Origin of the sequence: Acinetobacter sp. 102 (genome assembly GCF_037028485.1) — a bacterium.
Taxonomy (GTDB): Bacteria; Pseudomonadota; Gammaproteobacteria; order Pseudomonadales; family Moraxellaceae; genus Acinetobacter; species Acinetobacter higginsii.
Window position 1 is genome coordinate 48,799 of record NZ_JAZEZK010000020.1, and the last position, 21,324, is coordinate 70,122.

The following is a 21,324-nucleotide window of genomic DNA, read 5'->3' on the forward strand; positions in this document are numbered from 1 at the left end:
CTAGGTTAAGCGTATGGCAAATTTAAAAGAAATTCGCGCCAAAGTAGCTAGTATCAAGAGCACGCAAAAGATTACTCGCGCGATGCAAATGGTAGCTGCTTCTAAAATGCGTCGTGCGCAAGAGCGCATGGCTCAGGGCCGTCCGTATGCCGATAATATGCGCCGTGTAATTGCTCACTTAGTCCAAGCAAACCCTGAATACAAACACCGTTATATGGTTGAGCGCCCAGTTAAGCGCGTTGGCTATATTGTGGTGTCTTCAGATCGTGGTTTGGCAGGCGGCTTAAACATTAACTTGTTTAAGAAAGTTGTGCAGCATGTCAAAGCACAACAAGAGCAGTCAATTGAAGTTGAATTTGCTTTGATTGGTCAAAAAGCGGTTTCGTTTTTTAAGAGCTACGGCGGTAAAGTGCTCGGTGTGACCACTCAGTTGGGTGATACACCAAGTTTGGAACAGTTAACGGGCTCAGTGCAAATTATGCTTGATGCATTTGATAAGGGCGAATTAGATCGTATCTACCTCGTATCAAATGGCTTCATCAATGCAATGACACAACAGCCTAAAGTAGAACAACTCGTTCCTTTAGCACCAGCAGAAGAGAGTGATGACCTTAACCGTACTTATGGTTGGGATTACCTCTATGAACCAGAAGCAGAAGAATTGTTAAATGGTTTGTTGGTCCGCTATATCGAGTCTATGGTTTATCAAGGTGTGATTGAAAACATCGCCTGTGAGCAATCTGCACGTATGGTCGCTATGAAAGCAGCGACTGACAATGCAGGCGATCTCATCAAGAGCCTACAACTCATTTATAACAAGCTGCGTCAAGCCGCGATTACTCAGGAAATTTCCGAGATCGTTGGTGGTGCCGCTGCCGTTTAACATTATTTTTGAATTGAGGAGACAGCAATGAGTAGCGGTCGTATCATTCAGATCATCGGCGCGGTTATCGACGTCGAGTTTGAACGTAATAGCGTTCCTAAGATCTATGAAGCTCTCCAAGTTGATGGTACTGAAACGACTTTGGAAGTTCAGCAACAGCTTGGTGATGGTGTAGTTCGTACTATCGCAATGGGTTCTACTGAAGGCCTTAAACGCGGTCTTAACGTGACTAGCACTGGCGCACCGATTTCTGTTCCAGTTGGCCCAGCTACGCTTGGTCGTATTATGGACGTTTTGGGTCGCCCGATTGATGAAGCGGGTCCTGTAGCGACTGAAGAGCGTTTGCCGATTCACCGTCAAGCCCCTTCTTATGCTGAACAAGCAGCTTCTACTGATCTTTTAGAAACTGGTATCAAAGTCATCGACTTACTTTGCCCGTTTGCGAAAGGTGGTAAAGTTGGTTTATTCGGTGGTGCGGGTGTTGGTAAAACCGTTAACATGATGGAGTTGATCAACAACATCGCGAAAGCTCACTCAGGTTTATCTGTGTTTGCTGGTGTTGGTGAGCGTACTCGTGAGGGTAACGACTTCTATCACGAAATGAAAGATTCTAACGTTCTTGACAAAGTAGCAATGGTCTACGGTCAGATGAATGAGCCGCCAGGTAACCGTTTACGCGTAGCGTTAACTGGTTTGACCATGGCTGAATATTTCCGTGATCAAAAAGACGAAAATGGTAAAGGTCGTGACGTATTATTATTCGTCGACAACATCTACCGTTATACACTTGCGGGTACTGAAGTATCAGCATTGTTAGGTCGTATGCCATCTGCAGTAGGTTACCAACCGACACTTGCAGAAGAAATGGGTGTTCTTCAAGAGCGTATTACGTCTACTAAGTCTGGTTCGATCACTTCGATCCAAGCTGTATACGTACCTGCCGATGACTTAACAGATCCATCGCCTGCGACAACATTTGCTCACTTAGACGCAACAGTTGTATTGAGCCGTGACATCGCATCTTCTGGTATTTATCCAGCGATCGATCCACTTGACTCAACTTCACGTCAGTTAGATCCATTGGTTGTTGGTGCTGAGCATTATGAAATTGCACGTTCTGTACAGAACGTATTGCAACGTTATAAAGAGCTTAAAGACATCATCGCAATCTTGGGTATGGACGAGTTAGCAGAAGAAGATAAATTGGTTGTTTACCGTGCGCGTAAAATCCAACGTTTCTTCTCTCAACCATTCCACGTAGCTGAAGTGTTTACTGGTGCGCCTGGTAAATTAGTACCGCTTAAAGAAACGATTCGTGGCTTTAAAGGTCTATTAGCTGGTGAATACGATCACATCCCAGAACAAGCGTTCTATATGGTTGGTGGTATTGACGAAGTGATTGCTAAAGCTGAGAAACTCTAATTTAAGGAGATCATCTCATGGCGACTATGCAATGTGATGTCGTAAGTGTTAAAGAGTCAATTTACTCTGGACAAGTTACGATGTTAATCGCAAAAGGTGCGGGCGGTGAGCTTGGTATTTTACCAGGGCATGCACCACTCGTAACTTTACTCCAACCGGGCCCGATTCGTGTTCAGTTGGAAAATGGTACAGAAGAAATCGTTTATGTATCTGGCGGTGTGTTAGAAGTTCAACCTCATGTTGTTACCGTACTTGCAGATACTGCAGTTCGTGCTGACAATTTAGATGAAGCTGCAATTTTGGATGCTCGTAAACAAGCTGAAGCATTGCTAGCAAATCAAAAGAGTGACTTGGACTCTGCTGCTGCACTTGCATCTCTATCTGAGATTGCAGGTCAGCTCGAAACGATTCGTAAGATGAAAAACCGCGCATTGTAATTTGCAGGTTTGACATAAAAAAGCCACCGTAAGGTGGCTTTTTTATGTCTCATCTATTTTGAAATCTGAATTTGAAGTTAAACAATCGATGCTTTTAAGTATTTGATTCGTCTTTATTTCCTAGCACTAAAGTCGCCAGTTTTACCATATCCATTTGAATCGTATTAAATTGCTTTTCTATCTTGGCAAAATCGATTTTTGAAAGATCGGTTTGACCATGCAATAGCGGCATATTCAGCAACTGTTGATTTGCACTCAATAAGCTTTGGCGAATTTGATCCACTTCCGTACTTTTTAAATTGAGTGCCAGCAAGGCATCATGTAAACCATTCAACTCTTGGCTGAGTGTAGCCGTGGTACTTTGTAAAGTTTGGACATTTTTATCTTGAATCGCTTGTTCAAGATTGCTTTTTGATTGCTTAAGCAGCGTGACGTAGTCATCAGTCTCGATTTGCAACTTGGCAATATCACGGGCGATGTTCAACATATTGCCACGACTTAAGGGTTGGGTGTCTTGGGTGACTGTTGTTGCGCTTTCTTCATTTTCAGAAGCTGTGTCTGCCTGTTCAAACGTAGTTGTTTGTTCAGCTTGCTCATTATCTTGGGGAGCTTGGTCACAGCCAGTGAGCGTTAATGCCGCCGCAAGTGTAGATATAGAGAGAATGGCTTTGAGAGATAGATTTTCCATCATGGCTGAACGACACCAGATTATAAGAAGATGGTCACTATAATGAGAAAGTGTGGAGAAAGAAGTGATTTTTGCAATTCAACAACAGTTTGATGAAAACAGAGGGATGAAGGGGTTTCTAAGTATTGAATAGAAAAGAGCAGATCAACTGCTCTTTTCTATTTGTTTCTCAAAATTATTTCGCTAATTCTGCTTCAATTGCGCTGATAATACGCTCGTCATCCGCAGTAATATCTGGTGCAAAACGGGCAACAATTTCACCGTTCTTATTTACTAAGAATTTTTCAAAATTCCATAACACTTCTGGTGGGTTGTTTGGCGTTAAACCATAATCGACCAAGTCTTTCCACCATGGACCTTCGCCTTGACGCTCTGGAATCGCTTGGGTCAGGGTTTGATATAAAGCGTGTTTATCCTCCCCCGCAACAGAGATTTTTGCGAACAGAGGGAAGTGTACGTCATAGTTCAGTGAGCAGAACTGCTGGATTTCATCATTTGATCCTGGCTCTTGTTCTAAGAAGTTATTCGCAGGAAAACCAAGAATTTCTAAACCTTGATCTTTTTTGGCTTGATACAGTTTTTCCAAACCTTCATATTGCGGTGTTAAACCGCACTTTGATGCTACGTTAACGATCAACAGGACTTTGCCTTGATATTGATCTAGATCGACTTCTTGGCCTTTAATGTCTTTAACTGGAATGTGATAAACCGATTGGCTCATGGAATACGTCCTAATTTGTTGTTGTGACAATACCCGTTTGTTTTAACTGCTATTGCCGCAGAGTGCAATGCTCTTGATATGAATCCATACAAATAATCAGAAAAACCAAGCCTTTATTTCAGAGAGAAGCATTTTTAAGTTGAATCGGTGTTTGCCCTGTATAGCGCTTAAAGAACTCAATAAAGCTGGAGCTGTGATGATAGCCCAAAGCAAAGGACAACTGTTTAATGGTCATCCCTTGGCGAATTTGATTGATGGCAAAAATAATCTTGGCGCGATTGCGCCATTCTGATAGCGATAGTTGTAACTCTTGTTGACTCAGACGAAGCACATGCCGCTCGCTCACTGTAAAGTTATTTAATACCTGCTGTAAACTGCTATTAAATAACTCAGGATCAGACAGCTTCTCTAAGATTGGTGACAAAATGGGATGGCTACTTTGGGGTAAGTAATGTGAATAAGCAGGCGCTTGTTTGAGCTGATCGAACAGCACTTGCAGCAGGTGTTCGAGATATTCAGGGGGAGCAGCTTGTTTTTGTTGCTCTAAGATTTGCAGTACCAATGCTCGAAAGAAAGGCTCGATACTAAAACAACGGCAAGTATTCCCTAAGAAATCGCCAAACTTCGGATGTAGCCGGATACAGATATAATGAATTTCATGCTCAACGGGGAGTGATTGATGTTCGGTTCGTGAGGGTAACCACAATCCATAACTCGGTGGTGATAGGTAGTATTTACCTTCAATATCAAACTCTAAAGTTCCATTCAAACTGAAATTGAAATCACCCCAAAGTGAAGAATGAGGTGTGACAATATCGTCTTTTTGATATAGAAATTCATGGACTTCTATACCGTGTAAAAAGGGAAATTGTTCAGCAACATCATGCTTCATTTGAGGGGCTCATTTTAGTTTTCGTAGGTCACTTTAGGATTGTTTAGACCTTTGGCTAAAGTAAAAATACTAATCAAAGCTAAGGCAACAAAACTAATTACACCATAAATTAAGATATTTTCATTGAAATGATCAACCACATAACCACCGAGTAGTGAACCTGTGGCAATCATGACTTGGAACATGCCCACAAACAGAGGCATACCTTTCTCCACAGCATGAGGGGCATGCACAAACATCCAGATATTGGCTGAGGTCGGGAACGCACCGAAAGCAAAACCCCATAAGGCGGTCAGTACAATGGCACCAAACTCATGAATTGCAAAGATTGGGAAGCCAAAGAAGACGATGGCAAAACAGATCCCGACAAAGGCAAGGGTATAGCGCACATTTAAATTGCCACTATAGCCTGCAAAGGCATTACCAAAAATACCTGCAATGCCATAAAGCAGAAGCAATGAGCTAATGGTGGTTCCATTAAAACCTGCAATATTTTTAAAGAAGGGGGCCAAGTAACTATAGGCACAGAAGTGAGCAAGACCAATCAGTAACACGATCAACATACCGCTACGTGCTTTGGGGGTACGCAATAATGCAGGTAGGTCGCGTAAATGAATGGCAGACTCAGGTTTCAGTTTAGGCAAGAAAATCACTTGTAGAACCAAAACCAGCAGTCCAATCACCGCAGTAATGCCGAATGCACTGCGCCAACCATAGAATTCACTCAGCCATGTCCCGATTGGAACGCCTAGGACGGTTGCAAAAGTAACACCCGCCATCACAATCGCAGTGGCTTTGGCGATGGGTAAATGGGGTGGTGCAAGCTTGCCACTGAGCGCGATTGCGGTTGCCCAGAAGCCACCAATTGAAATTCCGAGTACCAACCGGCTGAGCAATAGCACATTGAAGTTATCGGCAAATGCCGTAATGGTATTGGCAATGACCATAATTGCAGTCAGTAAGATCAATACATAACGACGATCTAGCTGTTTGACCCAAATGGGTAATAGCGGTGCAGCAATTGCTGCCATTACACCAGGTAAGGTAATGATTAAACCTGCAGTCCCGACGGAAATATTTAAGTCCGCCGCGACACTATTCAGTACGCCTACGGGCAAGAATTCACTGGTCACTAATGCAAAAGCACCAATGGCAACAGCTAAAATTGCATACCAACTGCCTTGTGTGGTTTCGATGGGTCGTGCATCTGAGGAAGTGGATTGTTCCATGTGAATGTCCTTATTTGTCATTAAGATGACAAAAGGGTTAAGAATAAATTAAGTTTTTATAACGATCGCTATAAAATAAAATAGTAGATAAATTCAAGGTCGTCAATTAATTTAATAGTGATCATTATAAAAATATTTGTAAGGCTTATGAGAAATATGCATAGCTTGAGAAAGTCACGTGGAAATGAATCAATAGGTCGCCTTAACAGGTTGTGTCGAGGCGACCAGTCATGATGCGGATAGAAGAAATACCTAAGCAGGGGGCAATTCAGTATTATCTCTGCATATATTATTGCTTTTGATAATGGACTTTAGGATTGTTCAGACCTCGTGCCAGCGTAAAGATCAATACTAGAGAACAGAGGACCAGTGGCAGCATGGCGAAAAATAAGACCGTACCATTAAAATAATCCACGATAATGCCACCAAACATACTGCCCAGCGCAATCAAGATTAAAAAGGTCAATGTCACCATTGGCATGCCTTTTTCAACGGCTTCAGGCGCATGGGTAAACATCCAGATGTTGACTGCGGTTGGGATAATGCCATAAGCAAAGCCCCATAAAGCAGTCAATATAATTGCTGAGATGACATGTGCGCCAGACAGTGGTAAGCACAGAAAGGCAAAGAAGAAAGTGATACCACTGACTGCAAAGGTATAACGGATATTCTTCTGCCCCAGATAGCCAGCAAAAATATTACCAAAAATCCCTGCAATCCCATACACCAGCAGTAAACGGCTAATCAGACCATCAGAGAAGTCTAGTTGATGCTTAAAAAAGGCAGAAAAATAACTATAAGCCGCAAAATGTGCAAAGCCCATAAAAATAAAGATGATCAGACCTTTACGCGCTGCAGGATGTTGCAACAGGATCGGAAGTTCTTTCCAACGCAATGAAGAGGCGGGTTTGAGTTGAGGCAGATATAGATACTGGAAGATAAACAGCAATACCCCCATCAATGAAATTGCCGTGAAAGAGGTCTGCCAACCATTATATTGAGCCAACCACGTGCCCATCGGCACCCCCAATACACTGGCCAAGGTCACTCCGAAGGCTACCCAAGCCGTTGCCTTGGCAATCGGTAAATGAGGCGGTGCAAGGCGACCGCTTAAAGCAACCGCAGTGGCCCAGAATCCGCCAACGGCAACGCCCAGAATGATACGTCCGACTAACAGCAGGATAAAGTTAGGTGCAAAAGCTGTGAGAAGATTGGCAACAATCATTAACAGAGTGAGCATCAGTAATAGAGTACGCCGATCTAGTGTCTTCGCCGAAATGGGAATCAGCACAGCAGCAAACATGCCGACGATTGCGGTCAATGAAACGGTTAGACCTGCTGTTCCTACAGAGACTTGAAAGTCCCGTGCGATGTCATTGAGTACACCAATCGCAAGAAACTCACCTGTGACCAAGGCAAAAGCACTGAAGGTAACGGAGAGCAATGCGAGCCAGTTCCCTTGCGAGGGGTTTGACTCCAGTGAGCTGAGGTCAGTTGCAGATGGGTTTTCCATAAAAATTCCCTTTATTGTTAATTAGATAACAATAAAATTGAAAAGTATTAATTTTTTATAACGATCGATATAAAATAAAATAGTTGATTAATGTTGCTGCGTCAATTAATTTGATAGTGATCGTTATGAAAATACCTGTGACTGTTATGACAAATGCACCTGATCCTCTGCCAACACCCTGTGATGACAGCTTGAAAAAAAAGCGTGGCCGTCCAAAGTGTTTTGACGAGCAGCAGGCTCTGGAAAAAGCCATGTTGCTATTTTGGGAGCATGGTTATGAAGCCACGTCGATCAGCGATTTAACACAAGCGCTAGAGCTGACTGCACCGAGCTTATATAGTAGCTTTGGTGATAAAGCTGGGCTGTTTTATAAATGCATCGACTATTATTTGGCCCATGAAGCTTGTCCGATTGTTCCTATTTTTTTAGAAGCCAAAACTGCCAAAGTTGCATTTGAGCTTTATTTATATGACAACGTCAAACGTTTGGCTCAACCCAATAAACCGACAGGTTGTATGTTGGTTGTCGCGACCATGAACTGCTCGGACAATGCACAGGCGGTGCAACACAATATTTTGGAAAAACGTTTGCAGACCAAGCAAAAACTGTTTGAGCGTTTAGAACAGGGAGTTGCCAACGGGGATTTGCCAGCAACAGCGCCTTTACAGGAAATGACAGACTTCTATGCAACGGTTGTGCAGGGTCTGACGATTCAAGCACGAGATGGGGCGACGGTTGAACAACTGCATAAGGTGGTTGAACACGCGATGCGCGCATGGGAGCTGTTCTAAGCCACGATGTCGTGACTGCGATATAAATGTCTGAAATACGATATTTCAATTATTTTGGACATCTTCCACAATACTCTCATTGCTGAGATAGGGTGAGAAAATGATGGGTCAGTTAAGTAAGTACCAAAAGTGGGCCTTCGTATTGCCCTTGATTGCGGTTTTGATTTGGTCGTTGAATATTGCAGTGACACGCTATGTGGCGGACTATATTTCGCCTGTAAGTATCAGTTTTTATCGTTGGTTTGTTGCCTTTATTATTTTGACACCGTTTATGTTGCCGAAAGTATGGCGACAACGCGCTGTAATTCGTCCGTTGATTCCTAAATTAGCCATACTCAGTGCTTTTGGTATGGTGTTGTACCAAGGTTTATCTTATACCGCTGCTCACTATACGACTGCGACCAATATGGGCATTGTGAATGCCTTTGTCCCGATCTTTACCATCTTTATCTCTTATTTTATTTTAAAAGATGCACCGAATCGTTTTGCGATTTTTGGCAGTCTTTTATCTTTTGCAGGCTTGATTTATGTGATGAGTCAAGGCCACCTGTCAAACTTATTTGATCAAGGCGGGCACTGGGGCGATGCAGTCATGGTATTGGCTGTGGGTTTCTATGCGTTTTATGGCGTGTTCTTGAAAAAATGGCAGCTACAGCTTCCTTTATTAAGCAGCTTGTATGTACAAATTGGTTTTGCGTTGCTGTATCACGTCCCATTCTTGCTCTGGTTTGGCCTAGATGGGATTAATGCTCAGAATGCCGCGAGTGTTCTGTATGCGGGCATGTTCCCTTCATTAATTGCACCTTTATTATGGATGGTCGCTGTACAGGCGATTGGCCCAAATCGTACCAGTATTTTTATGAATTTAATGCCGGTATTCACTGCGATTATCGCTAGTTTCTGGTTGTCAGAGCACTGGACAATTTATCATACCATTGGTGGTTTGATGATTCTGATGGGGATCATTATGGCGCAGAAGAAAACGGTTAAAGTATCGGCTCCGCTGGCTGAATCTGCATCCTAAATGTGAAAGTTGATGGTGCGTTTGTTTAAAATATCAACAAACGCACCAAAAATATTTTTTTATGACTGTGCTTTCTATATGATTTGCAAATATATTTTTAAGATTTACTAAATTTACGATCAAAAAAAAGCTGAATAAAAATATAAATATAATTTTATTGAAAATGACGAAGTGACAAAATTGGTACGCTTTTCACACTTTTTGTTAGATAAATAATATATTTGTATAAATGGGACGATTCCCTCATAATAGCAACCACAGCAAGATGATTCATTTTTAGAATGAATAGGTTGCTCACCAAATTTACAGACCCTCTGGATGTGATTATACACATCCTTTTTATGCTCAGTTATCCCTATATAACTGAGCTTTTTTTTGTCCGCTATTCACCTAATTAGGCGCGAACAACCTCACCTGTCAGTGCATTCAAAATGCGACTTGGTTCTCGACTCAACCCTAAATCACCTTCGAGATAATGTAATGAAGTGCTGAAGTAATGCTGCGCTTCTTCTAAGCTTTGTGCGGGTGAGAGACCTGCTGGGTTGGCGCTGGTAGAGACAATAAAGCCGCCAAATTGTTGGCATAGTTCCATGCATAGTGGATGTGTCGTGACACGAACTGCGACCAAAGGATGCTGTCCCTTGATCCATGTTGGAATACTTTGATCAGCAGGCAGTAGCCATGTTGTGGCACGTTCTGTCTCAAGGCGATTCGACCAACTTGCAATCACTTGCTGACGCAGATCAGTACTCAAGCCTTGCAGTAAATGTTCGACTTGGTCTAAATGCCCAGCCAATAAGATCACGCCTTTTTCAACGGGACGATGTTTCAGTTCCAGAACTTCCTGAAATGCCTGCTCATTGAAGGGATCACAACCCAATCCCCAAACTGCTTCTGTCGGATAAGCCAGAACTTGTCCTTGCTTTAAAAGTTGAGCTGCTTCAGAAATAGAGGAAGTCATCATGGGATGTATGTGAAAACAGGAGAGAGTATGACTAGTTTAATACATTGGGCGACAACGTAAATAGCGTCCTGCTTGTTGCATGCATAAACCGAGTAATTCCAATTCCATTAATTGTGCAGTCAGTTCCGCAATTGGCATCGGGTGACGTTGAATCAACTGATCTAGGTCTTGTCCGACCCAATCTAAAACTTGATAAAGTGCAATCAGATGGTTGGGTAAGGTAGGAGGGGCGATAGGTGCTTCTTCGGTTGTTTGTTGTTGGGTTTGCCATTGCGTTGGTAGTGCTAAATCTTCGATGATTTGTTCAGGATGATCGACCAGAATTGCACCTTCGCGAATCAGTTGATGACAGCCTTGATGGTGTTCACTATAAATATGCCCTGGAATCGCAAATACCATTTTACCTTGGGTTGCTGCCTCATTCGCGGTAATTAATGAACCACTTTTGAGTGCCGCTTCGACCACTAAGACACCGAGGCTAAGACCACTGACAATACGATTGCGCCTTGGAAAATGTTGTTGTAAGGGCATCGTGGTCGGCAGAAACTCAGTTACGATGGCCCCAGACTGGGTGATTTGTTGTGCCAGTTGTTTGTGCTGAGCCGGGTAGACGCTATCGAGGCCTGTACCCGTCACTGCAATGGTCCGTTGATGGGCCAATCCACCTTGATGTGCGGCCTGATCAATCCCATGTGCGAGTCCGCTGCTGATATAAAAACCTTTTTCACTTAAATAATAGGCAAAATCATAAGCGACTTGGCGTCCATGTGGACTCGGTTTACGGCTGCCCACCATGGCAATCTGTGGTTGTAATAAGGCCTGTGCTTGACCTTGTCCAAATAAAATGGGAGGACGATCTACATAAGGCAGCAGTTGAGTTGGGTAGCCAATATCATCAGGCGTTAAAATAAAATCGCTATATTTGCAAACCAGATCAAGAAGTTGTTGGAACTGTTGTTGACCCTGAGGGCTTTGAAATTCTGCTAAACGTTTTAAGTGATTGGCGTGTAAGCTCAGCTGAGACCATTCTGAGAAACGATGAGGCTGTGTTGCTTGTTCACAACCACCAAAGTGCTGCTGAATTTTGCTGAAACTCGACAGCGAATGCTGAACCAAGTACCACACCAACACAGTGTGATAGTGATGAGGTGATAATTGATTCAACATAGGCGTTTACTTAGTCATCTAAACGAGGTGGCTTAATATCCGAGCCAAGCTTGATCGGTAACTCGCTTTCAAGGATATAGGCGTAGCTGATACGATCAAAACTCTTAAAGATCATGGCGCTACCTAGGTATTGTCCAGGGAGTTTCACTTTCTCTTTGGTTTTTGGATCTCTGACCACTTCACCATCTTGATAGACACTAAACACTTGACCAATTTCAACGCCATCAGCGGTGCCACGATCAACGGTGACCACCCCATTTTTGGCTGCTGTGCCAATTGAACCCATTACACGAATGATTTTGCCGCCGTCTTTTACCTGATTGGCATCAATTGGGTAGAATAAAGTCGGTAGCATGGCATCCTGTTCAGCCATCACCCGATCGCCACGACGGACTTCACCGTTATAACTATCGGTAAGCTCAACCGTGGTGATGTCATTTTCATTGCGAATGGCAACAGCTGAAGCCACTTGCGTCAGTTCAACCCCAAGATTCTGTTTCTTGCCATTTTGGTCCAATACAATGTATGGCTCACCTTCACGGAATACTCCATAACGTTGACCGTTTTCAAGGCCTTTACCACGAACATAAACACTTTGGCCTTTACCTGCAAGTACGCGGTTGTCTGCTGTGCCCAGGATATAAGGGGTATTGGCAATCGCGTCTGCTGGTAGCACCGAAGTGCGCTCTAACCATTGTTGAATATGTGCCAAAGGAATGACAGGAACACTATTATTCAAGGCCTCAACACGGACTTGAGGACGTAAATTTGAGGTATTGCCTGTATAGCGACGGATAATCCCATCACAACCATCACCTTCATCTTTACCAATCAATGGTTTTCCATTCAAGCTACACAGCAGTAAGCGATCGCCCGGATAAATCCAGTGCGGGTTTTTCACATGCTTATTGCTTGCCCATATTTCTGGCCAGCGCCAAGGCTTACTTAAAAATTTCCCTGAGATATCCCAAAGCGTATCGCCTTTTTTCACCACATAAACATGTGGCGCACCGACTTTCACTGACGGTGGACTGACATTTGGGCTGGCTGCGTGGGCGAAATTAATGCTCATGCCTAATCCCGCACAAATTGCAGCGGCAATCAGTTGTTTTTTTAACCCCAAGGCATGAAATGAGTGTATGCCGTTTAAAACCTTTTTCATTATCATAATTCCTAAAAATTATGTGTGTAGTTGCGTTATAATAACGACTTTACACACAATTTTTTGATCAAGTATTCCCTTTAGTTGGTTTTTTGATCAATGGCATAAGTGAGGACGACTGTATGGCCTTATTACCTATTCTAAGTTTTCCTGATCCCCGCCTTCGTACCATCGCCAAACCAGTCGAAGAAGTCACTGATGATATTCGTCAGCTTGCAGCAGATATGTTTGAAACCATGTACGAGGCACCGGGTATAGGTTTAGCGGCAACTCAGGTTGATCATCATATTCAGCTTATTGTTATGGACATCTCTGAAGAGAAAAACCAACCGATGGTGTTCATTAACCCCAAAGTCATTCCACTGACCGAAGATACGCAGCCTTATGAAGAAGGCTGTCTCTCTGTGCCTCAAATATACGACAAAGTTGAGCGTCCGTCACGCGTAAAAATCGAGGCAATTAACCTTGAAGGTCAAGCATTTGTGTTAGAAGCTGACGAACTTCTCGCTGTTTGTATCCAACATGAAATGGATCACTTAAATGGCAAACTTTTTGTCGATTATTTATCGCCATTAAAGCGTCAACGTGCACGTGAGAAAGTGGAAAAAGTGGTTCGCCAACGTGAAAAAGAAAAAGTCACTGTCAAACGTTAAGCGCTAGACATTATTTAAGATGTTTTCTTTGTTTCGTTGTGGCTTGCTGCTGGCTTTAACCGCGGTCTGTTTGCAGATTGCGGTTTTCTTGCAGCCGCTACTTCCGAAGCAATATCAAATCGCGCCTGTCTGTGAAACCATTACTCAGGCGTTGCTGTTGCCTAAGCTACAAGCTTCGCACAGCCATTCGGGCCATGCATCTTTGCAGCATGAGCATCAACTTGAACATGTTCAAGTGTCGATGCCACAACATGATCATCACGATCCTAACCACCAATGTCAGTACTGTACGGTCTATGCCAATCTGGTATTGCCGCCTGAATTGGGGGTGAAAGAGGTTTTGGTCCGTATCCAAATCCGTTTAGTTGCGTATCAACAAGCCTTTAAGCATGTTTATTTTGCACTGCAACGGTTGTTCTTATTGCCTCAAGGGCGGGCTCCGCCACTCTTTGCATAAATTAAAACTTTATTTTCGTTAGGGTTTTTTTGAACTCTGGCTCTGTTTTATCTATGTTTTAAGAGAGACCGATGATGGCTCAACCTAAATTTTTATTACAACCGCTGACGGTTGCGATCTTGGCTGCTTCAAATACCGCAATGGCATGGGCAGAACCTGTTCAGCATGAGCAGGCACATGTCTCAATGGCACCGATTGTGGTCACTGCACAACAGCCGAATGAGAGCAATGGTTTGGTGGTACAAGCCGATCCTAAGAAACCAATTCAACCCATCCCAGCGACAGATGGTGCCGACTATCTACAAAGTATTATGGGTTTTAACTCAATACAAAGCGGTGGCACCAATGGAGATGTGACTTTCCGTGGTATGTTTGGCTCCCGCATCAAGATTTTAACCGATGGTACGGAGAATCTCGGTGCATGTCCTGCTCGTATGGATGCGCCGACCTCTTATATATCCCCTGAAAGCTATGATCGTATTTCAGTGATTAAAGGGCCACAAACGGTTCAATATGCCAATACCGGTTCAGCAGCAACGGTGATCTTTGAGCGTGAACCTGAAAAACTCACCCAAGACAAACCTTATCGTGGGCAGGCGAGTGTATTGTGGGGTTCGTTTGGACGTTTAGATCAGAATGTTGAAGCGGCGATTGGCGATGAAAAAAAATATATCCGTTTAAATGCCAATCGTTCTGAATCGAATAGTTATCAAGATGGTGATGGTAAAACCATTCCATCGTCATGGGAACGCTGGAATGCCGATGTTGCATTGGGCTGGACCCCAGATGAAAACACTTGGTTGGAGTTGACCGGTGGAAAAGCGGATGGTGAGGCTGAATATGCTGGGCGTGGAATGGATGGTGCGCAATTCGCCCGTGAAAGTTTAGGTCTGCGTTTTGAAAAGAAGAATGTCACTGATGTGATCAAGAAAATTGAAGCTCAGGTCAACTACAGCTATAACGACCATATCATGGATAATTATAGTTTGCGCACACCGCCATTGGTTGAAATGAGCCATGATGGCATGACCATGCTGATGCCAAACCCGATGGCCATGCAAGTGACACGCCGTACCTTGAACTCACGTTTGGCCATGACCTCGGAATGGGATCAGTGGAGCTTAATCACTGGGGTCGATTCTCAGTTTAATAAACATGGTGGCAGTATGTTCTCGCCGACTATGCCATCAATGAATGTACCCTTCCGTCAGGATATGCGCTTCCAGTCTTATGGTGCCTTTGGTGAGTTGACTTATCAATTGAACCCGCAGAATAAAATCGTGACAGGTGCTCGTGTAGACCAAGTCACTGTTGATGATGAGCGTGCGGATTCTAAAGCCAAAGGTTTCAATACCCAGCTTGAAAAAACCTTACCTAGTGCTTTTGTTCGTTTGGAAAATCAAAATGCCGAGCATGGTGTAAACAGTTATGTGGGCTTGGGTTATGTTGAACGTATGCCAGATTATTGGGAATTATTCAGTCCTGAACATGGTAATGCAGGTTCGAGCAATACCTTTAATGGAGTACGTCCAGAGAAAACCTTGCAGTTAGATCTTGGTTTTACTCAGCAGCAGGGGGCATTTAACTCATGGGTGTCGGCATACGCAGGGTTGATTGATGACTATATTCTGATGAATTATCACGATCATAGCCATATGCATGCAGGTGGACATGGCGGGCATGGCAGCAGTGGCATTACTGCTGGCGCGAAGAATGTGGATGCAACCATTGCGGGTGCCGAGGCAGGTATTGGTTATCAGTTTACCGATCACATTCAAGCAGATGTGAGTGCGATGTATGCGTGGGGGAAAAATACCACGGACAATACACCGTTACCACAAATCGCACCTTTGGAAGGTCGGGTTAACCTGCGCTATGTTGCTGATAAATATACGCTCGGTATGTTGTGGCGAGTGGTCGATCAGCAAAATCGCATCAGCTTGCATCAAGGTAACATCGTGGGTTATGACTTGAAACCAAGTGCAGGTTTCTCAACGATTTCACTGAATGGTAGTTATAGTCTCAATAAAGATATCGATCTTTCTGTAGGGGTAGATAACGTCTTGGATAAGACCTATACCGAGCACCTCAATAAAGCCGGTAGTTCGGGTTTTGGTTTTGCCAGTGAAGAGCAATTCAATAATACCGGTCGAAATTACTGGATGCGTATGAGCATGAAGTTCTAAGCAACAAAAAACAAGGTGGCTGAGCCACCTTGTTTCATTTTAGCATTAAGCCAAGCAATCCTGTTTTGGCATTAAGCTATCGCAATACAATGGATTTAAAGCACATTGCAAATCATCGATTTGTTCTTGAGTCACATAGCCTTTGGCTTTGAGATATTCTGCGACGCGATCATCACGCAGACTTAAGAATGCAGCATCATAAACGCCTAAATCAACAAATAAAGCGGCCGTTTCCAAGCTATTAAAATGGTCTAAGAACACATCATTTTCATACATTAAGAAAATATGCGTCAAAGCAGCATTGGCATCGACTTTTAAACGTTGCGCTAATTGTTCAGGACGCGTTTTGATAAATAGTAAATCTGATAGTTCATCGAACTGGGTTTTATCCAGTTGGTTTTCACCCCCTTTGACATGTCCTAACCATGCTTTAAATACCAACACCGCACCACCACGTAACAGCATGCTCCAGATTTGATGGCGTGTTTCATGATCAAGATGGGATGATTCTGTTTCGAGTGCGTCTAAGAAAGAATCTTCTTGCTCTGCCAGTTTTTCAAATAAGCCAAGACCTTGTGGATGATAAGCTGCAGGTGCGAACACATCAAAATTGAGTTGGTTAAAGATATTGAGTGCCAGTGGAACAGCGGCTTGGTAAAGCGTATTCAGTGCGCGTAAATGTGTTTCATCCAGTTTGCTGTGTACAAAGATGGTTTGCCAGTCCAGTTCAGGTAACAGGGCATTCGCACTGTATTGGCGATAAAACTGTTGTGAGCTATGGTCAGTTGAAGGGTGACTGTTATTCATGATCAATGTCCTTTTTGACAATTTGTAATGAGAAACCCAACAAGCCGAGGTCTAGGTTTCGTTGAACTTGATCAATTTATGCTGTATCGAGAAAACAAGTAGAATACGACTAAAGTTGTAGATGTAATTTTAATAGTAAAATTTAATATTGAAAACAACAACTTGTTAAATTGTAAGTAAGTGTACAAACGTTCACTAATGTAAGTGAACGTTTTTGCCATAGCCAATAATGATTTGAGCACTTTGGTCAATTGATCATCGAGCAAAGTGCATTGTTTTGATCATTTTCGCCTATGTTGCAAAATATTTTGCTAGTTATTACATGGGCATGATTTTTAAACCAGATAGCCACGCACGCAGGCCTGCAGGTTTGAGTGGTTTTCTCAACAACACAATATTCTGCTGTTTTAAGTATTGCGGAAGTTCTGGGTCAGAATCTGCAGTAATCAGCGCGACTGGAATATGGGCCAGTCGATGTTGTTCAATGAAGTCTAGACCACGTTGATCATGGTTCAAATGCTGGTCGATCAGCCAGACCTGAATATCCTCTTGTTCAATCAGTCGTAGTGCTTGCTCAGGTTCTGTTGCAGTAAAAATCTGATAGCCCCATTTGCTGAGTAAAGTCCGCATGCCTTCTAAAATGGTTTCGTCATTGTCCAAGCACAACACTTTATAGGCGGTATGTTGCAGTGCTGGCACATGTGGTATTGCCATTTGAATTTTTGGTGCTTCAGCGAGTGGCACTTCAATCATGAAGCAAGAACCTTTACCCAGTTCCGAATAGACATGCACAGGGAAATCAAGCAGGCTGGTCATACGTTGTACGATGGCAAGTCCGAGACCAAGACCTTGTTCTCCCCAAGGCGAAGTATGGCCACAGCGTTCAAATTCTTGGAATAGTTTGAGGCGTTGTTGTTCATGAATACCAGGCCCTGTGTCCCAAACCCCGATACGAATATGCTTCGGACGTTGTGCAGAACGTAATACACCAACTACCACACGACCTTGAGCGGTATAACGCAATGCATTGCTGACAAAGTTCTGGATAATACGTCGCATCCATTGCGGATCGGTATCGACCCAAAATTTAGTGTCGTGAACAGACAGATGAATATTGCGTTGAGCAGCGATCGATTTGAACTGTAATTCCAGATCATTTAATAAGTCATGCAGTGCATAAGCTTGGCGTTTTGGCTGAATCGTACCCCCTTCCAAACGGGCGATATCGAGGAGTGCTGAGAGCATACTTTCAGCCCCATACAGGGCACGATCCAGTTGTTGTAAGGTCTGCTGGTCTTCGGTTGAATGTACACTTTGCTCTAATGCGGTACTAAATAAACGGGCCGCATGCATGGGTTGTAATAGGTCATGACTGGCTGCGGCAAGGAAGCGACTTTTCGATTGATTGGCTTTATCGGCTTGCTCTAGTGCCAGTTGTTGCTCGGTCAATGCATTGGCAAGCTGCTGAGTTCGGTCACTGACGCGTTCTTCCAACACTGCTTCATTTTCACGGAAGGCGGTAATATCAGCGAAAGTGGTCACGAAACCACCTCCCTCAATGGGATTACCACGCATCTGAATGACCAGACCATCTTTACGAATCCGCTCAAACTCATGTGCACTACCGACTTTCATCCAGTGCAGCCGCTTACGCACATGTTCCTCGACAGGGCCGGGACCACATTCACCGCGTTCAGCGTTATAGCGAATCAGATCTGCGATTGGACAGCCGACGTAGACCAGATCTTTAGGATAATCAAATAGCTTGAGATATTGGTTGTTCCACGCCACCAAACACATATTTTTATCGACCACACTGACGCCTTGAGTCATATGGTCGATCATGGTCATGAGCAGGTTTTGGTTAAAACGTTGCCATTGCGAGGCTTGGTCGAGAATATTGGCGACTTGTCCGAGTGCCAAACCATTGTTAATCATCGCAGTAGTGAGCAGTGTGCGGGCAGAGGCTGCCCCAATAATCCCTGCCAGATACTGCTCGGTGAAACGCCACCACATACCATTGGCAACGTGATTTTCATTTAACACCACATGGTTTTGTTCACAAAATTGCTGGAATGCTTGAAGGGTTGGCTTATCGCCCGTAACCCGTTTAGCCAGAGCTAATAAGTCACCGACTTTCAGGCGTGCGGCATTCAGGTGTAGATCGGTTAAATCCGTATTGGACTGAGCTGATGGCAGTGGTTTACTTTCATAATAAAAAAAGCTTTCTGCCTGAATTTGCTCTGCCACACTTGGACGATATAGACGAGACACCCAGATATACAGCACCACATTGAGACCTAATGACCACAACACGCCGTGGGTGAGGGGAGCAAAAGATTCGAATCCAAATAATGCTTCAGGGCGTAAGCCATTGATATCAAATGGGCCAAACAATAATAGGTGCTGTGCAAATTCTTGATAGTGATCTGGCAGGCTGCGCAATACTGTTGGGAAGAGTAGCGTGTAGCTCCACATGGCAAAGCCCATGAGTAAGCCGACATAAACCCCTTGGCGACTTGCACCACGCCAGTATAGCCCACCAATCAAGGCTGGAGAAAACTGTGCCACCGCACTAAAGGCCAATAAACCAAAGACTGAAAGCTGATTGATATCGTTAAAGAAATGGAAGAATAAGAAGCCCAGTAACATCACACTGACGATACTGATGCGACGCGTCAATTTGAGCACACGAGGCAAATGCTGATCATGACGAGAAATGATTTTAAAGCGCCATAATGCAGGCATGATCAGGTCATTACTGAGCATGATCGAAAGTGCGACTGAAGCCACCAATAGCATGCCTGTCGAAGCTGAAAAGCCACCTAAAAAGGCCAATAAAGCCAACCATTCTTGTTGATAGCTTAAAGGCAGAGCCAATACCGCAATATCAGGTGTACCCAGTGATTCAGGTAAAGAGTGTAAAGCCCAACTGGCAATCGGAATAATCGCAATCACGGTAAGAATCAGATAGGCCGCGAACCAGCGTCGTGCGCCACGAATATGCTTTTCATCCCGTAATTCGACCACTGCCACGTGAAATTGACGCGGCAAGCAAATCATGGCTAAGCCTGCAAGTAGGGTCTGAACCCAAAAAGTTTCAGGCACACCCAGTTGTTGCAGGTCATGGAAATGCTGACTGACATCGCTGCTGACCTGTTTGATATTGTCAGGTGATTGTAATAAGAAAAAAGCAGCCACACAGAGCAGTGCAAACAGTTTAACAAAGGATTCAAAGGCAACGGCCAACATTAGACCGCCGTGCTGTTCGGTATGCGCAATATGACGGGTACCAAAAATCATCGCCAAAATTGCCAGCACCGCGGTCAGCACTAACACACTATTGGTGGTGGTATGGATATGCGCATTTTGTTCAAGAATAACCGATGCACTGAGGGCAATGGCACGCAGTTGCAAAGCTAGATAAGGCACAATGGCAATCACAGCAAGGATGGTCACCAGTGCGGCCAAGCTACCACTTTTGCCATAACGCGCTGCGACAAAATCGGCAATCGAAGAAATCGCATGATGTTGACGAATCCGACCTAAGCGTTTCCAGATGTCATAACCAAACCAGATGAACAGCAAGGGGCCAAGATAAATCGGTAGAAAAATAACCCCCTGACGTACTGCAGCACCTGTCGCGCCGTAAAAGGTCCATGATGAGCAATAGACGCCTAAAGTCAAACTAAACAGCAGCATACGGCCGCGGGTACTTAAACGACTGGCATGTTTTTCACCAAAAAAAGCGCAGCCGAATAACAGCACAATATACAGGGCAAGGACACCAAGAATAAGCCAGCTGTTCATATTGCTCACGTGATCAAATTCCATTTTTTATCATACTCGAAGTGCAGGTATAGCAAGGAGTAGAGATTGTCATTTAGAGACCAAAGTCTAAGTTACGAGTCAAGCATAATCTTGTTACTTTGGATAATGAAAAATCCCATGTGAAAAAGGGGTCCACGGTTGGACACAAAAATAAGGAGTCAATTATGGATGATTCACAGGTAGATCGAATTCTACGAAATCCAAAGTTTCAAGAGATGGTCAGCAAAAAGCGCACATTAAGTTGGACATTAACAGCAATCATGCTGTTTATCTACGTTGGGTTTATGCTTTTGGTTGGCTATAACAAAGAATTTTTAGCAAGTTCATTTAGTGGTGGTGTGACCACATGGGGAATTCCCCTCGGTTTAGGCATTATCGTATTGTCATTTATCTTATGTGGTGTGTATTCCTATATTGCCAATACGAAACTTGACCAACTGAATGAAGCAGCCCTCAAGGAAGTTGAGGCCATTGCACATGAAAAAGGGATGCACTGA

The 21,324-nt window shown here is 43.7% G+C and carries 19 protein-coding genes; 9 read left to right on the top strand and 10 right to left on the bottom strand.

The genetic code is table 11. The features are described from left to right. The first annotated feature begins 13 nt into the window (after window positions 1-13). The 3 genes from atpG to WA352_RS17630 are packed head-to-tail and all read left to right on the top strand — an operon-like array spanning window position 14 to window position 2,742. Window positions 14-883: a F0F1 ATP synthase subunit gamma gene (gene atpG / locus WA352_RS17620; protein ID WP_004801983.1), complete on the top strand. Its 870-nt coding sequence runs from the start codon at window positions 14-16 to the stop codon at window positions 881-883. 27 nt (window positions 884-910) lie between these two features. Further along, window positions 911-2,305: a F0F1 ATP synthase subunit beta gene (gene atpD, locus WA352_RS17625; protein WP_004801985.1), complete on the top strand. Its 1,395-nt coding sequence runs from the start codon at window positions 911-913 to the stop codon at window positions 2,303-2,305. A gap of 17 nt (window positions 2,306-2,322) precedes the next feature. Further along, complete coding sequence (locus WA352_RS17630; RefSeq protein WP_004801986.1) at window positions 2,323-2,742, top strand: F0F1 ATP synthase subunit epsilon; 420 nt, start codon at window positions 2,323-2,325, stop codon at window positions 2,740-2,742. Between the two features lie 94 nt (window positions 2,743-2,836). Here the strand turns inward: WA352_RS17630 and WA352_RS17635 are convergent, their stop codons facing one another. The 5 genes from WA352_RS17635 to WA352_RS17655 form a co-directional block, all read right to left on the bottom strand. Beyond that, complete coding sequence (locus WA352_RS17635) at window positions 2,837-3,433, bottom strand: hypothetical protein (protein ID WP_005319718.1); 597 nt, start codon at window positions 3,431-3,433, stop codon at window positions 2,837-2,839. A 172-nt stretch (window positions 3,434-3,605) separates the two neighbouring features. Further along, on the bottom strand, window positions 3,606-4,151 hold the full coding sequence (locus WA352_RS17640; RefSeq protein ID WP_005319715.1) for a glutathione peroxidase: 546 nt from the start codon (window positions 4,149-4,151) through the stop codon (window positions 3,606-3,608). A gap of 118 nt (window positions 4,152-4,269) precedes the next feature. Next, complete coding sequence (locus WA352_RS17645) at window positions 4,270-5,043, bottom strand: AraC family transcriptional regulator (RefSeq protein WP_005319712.1); 774 nt, start codon at window positions 5,041-5,043, stop codon at window positions 4,270-4,272. Between the two features lie 14 nt (window positions 5,044-5,057). Then, window positions 5,058-6,272 carry an MFS transporter gene (locus WA352_RS17650; protein ID WP_005319710.1) on the bottom strand — a complete coding sequence of 405 codons (1,215 nt, stop codon included), beginning with the start codon at window positions 6,270-6,272 and terminating at the stop codon, window positions 5,058-5,060. Between the two features lie 289 nt (window positions 6,273-6,561). Beyond that, complete coding sequence (locus WA352_RS17655; RefSeq protein WP_005319707.1) at window positions 6,562-7,785, bottom strand: MFS transporter; 1,224 nt, start codon at window positions 7,783-7,785, stop codon at window positions 6,562-6,564. Window positions 7,786-7,922: 137 nt separating this feature from the next. Between WA352_RS17655 and WA352_RS17660 the strand changes: the two genes are divergently transcribed. Next, entirely contained in the window at window positions 7,923-8,576 is a 654-nt protein-coding gene (locus WA352_RS17660; protein ID WP_407636631.1) for a TetR/AcrR family transcriptional regulator, read from the top strand. A gap of 103 nt (window positions 8,577-8,679) precedes the next feature. Next, complete coding sequence (locus tag WA352_RS17665) at window positions 8,680-9,600, top strand: DMT family transporter (RefSeq protein WP_032859607.1); 921 nt, start codon at window positions 8,680-8,682, stop codon at window positions 9,598-9,600. Window positions 9,601-9,994: 394 nt separating this feature from the next. On the opposite strand, the gene WA352_RS17670 is transcribed toward WA352_RS17665, so the two are convergent. Genes WA352_RS17670 through WA352_RS17680 form a run of 3 tightly spaced genes read right to left on the bottom strand, consistent with a single transcriptional unit; the run spans window position 9,995 to window position 12,893 of the window. Further along, window positions 9,995-10,564: an L-threonylcarbamoyladenylate synthase gene (locus WA352_RS17670; protein WP_005319698.1), complete on the bottom strand. Its 570-nt coding sequence runs from the start codon at window positions 10,562-10,564 to the stop codon at window positions 9,995-9,997. Between the two features lie 36 nt (window positions 10,565-10,600). Then, window positions 10,601-11,731 carry a DNA-processing protein DprA gene (dprA, locus tag WA352_RS17675; protein ID WP_005319695.1) on the bottom strand — a complete coding sequence of 377 codons (1,131 nt, stop codon included), beginning with the start codon at window positions 11,729-11,731 and terminating at the stop codon, window positions 10,601-10,603. 10 nt (window positions 11,732-11,741) lie between these two features. Further along, window positions 11,742-12,893 (bottom strand): LysM peptidoglycan-binding domain-containing protein, encoded by a 1,152-nt coding sequence (locus tag WA352_RS17680; RefSeq protein WP_004802007.1) that lies wholly within the window; start codon window positions 12,891-12,893, stop codon window positions 11,742-11,744. A 122-nt stretch (window positions 12,894-13,015) separates the two neighbouring features. Here WA352_RS17680 and def point away from each other — a divergent pair, with 122 nt between their 5' ends. The 3 genes from def to WA352_RS17695 all read left to right on the top strand — a co-directional run bounded on the left by def (window position 13,016) and on the right by WA352_RS17695 (window position 16,189). After that, entirely contained in the window at window positions 13,016-13,546 is a 531-nt protein-coding gene (def, locus tag WA352_RS17685; RefSeq protein ID WP_005319693.1) for a peptide deformylase, read from the top strand. Between the two features lie 19 nt (window positions 13,547-13,565). Further along, on the top strand, window positions 13,566-14,003 hold the full coding sequence (locus tag WA352_RS17690) for a DUF2946 family protein (protein WP_005319691.1): 438 nt from the start codon (window positions 13,566-13,568) through the stop codon (window positions 14,001-14,003). Window positions 14,004-14,077: 74 nt separating this feature from the next. After that, a complete protein-coding gene (locus WA352_RS17695; RefSeq protein ID WP_032859604.1) occupies window positions 14,078-16,189 on the top strand; it encodes a TonB-dependent copper receptor in 2,112 nt (703 codons plus the stop codon). 45 nt (window positions 16,190-16,234) lie between these two features. Here WA352_RS17695 and WA352_RS17700 read toward each other — a convergent pair whose 3' ends face one another. After that, window positions 16,235-16,996 (bottom strand): hypothetical protein, encoded by a 762-nt coding sequence (locus WA352_RS17700; RefSeq protein WP_005319687.1) that lies wholly within the window; start codon window positions 16,994-16,996, stop codon window positions 16,235-16,237. A 318-nt stretch (window positions 16,997-17,314) separates the two neighbouring features. Continuing rightward, window positions 17,315-20,806 (bottom strand): hybrid sensor histidine kinase/response regulator, encoded by a 3,492-nt coding sequence (locus WA352_RS17705; RefSeq protein WP_171068219.1) that lies wholly within the window; start codon window positions 20,804-20,806, stop codon window positions 17,315-17,317. A 185-nt stretch (window positions 20,807-20,991) separates the two neighbouring features. Between WA352_RS17705 and WA352_RS17710 the strand changes: the two genes are divergently transcribed. Next, window positions 20,992-21,324 carry a DUF485 domain-containing protein gene (locus WA352_RS17710; RefSeq protein WP_004656466.1) on the top strand — a complete coding sequence of 111 codons (333 nt, stop codon included), beginning with the start codon at window positions 20,992-20,994 and terminating at the stop codon, window positions 21,322-21,324.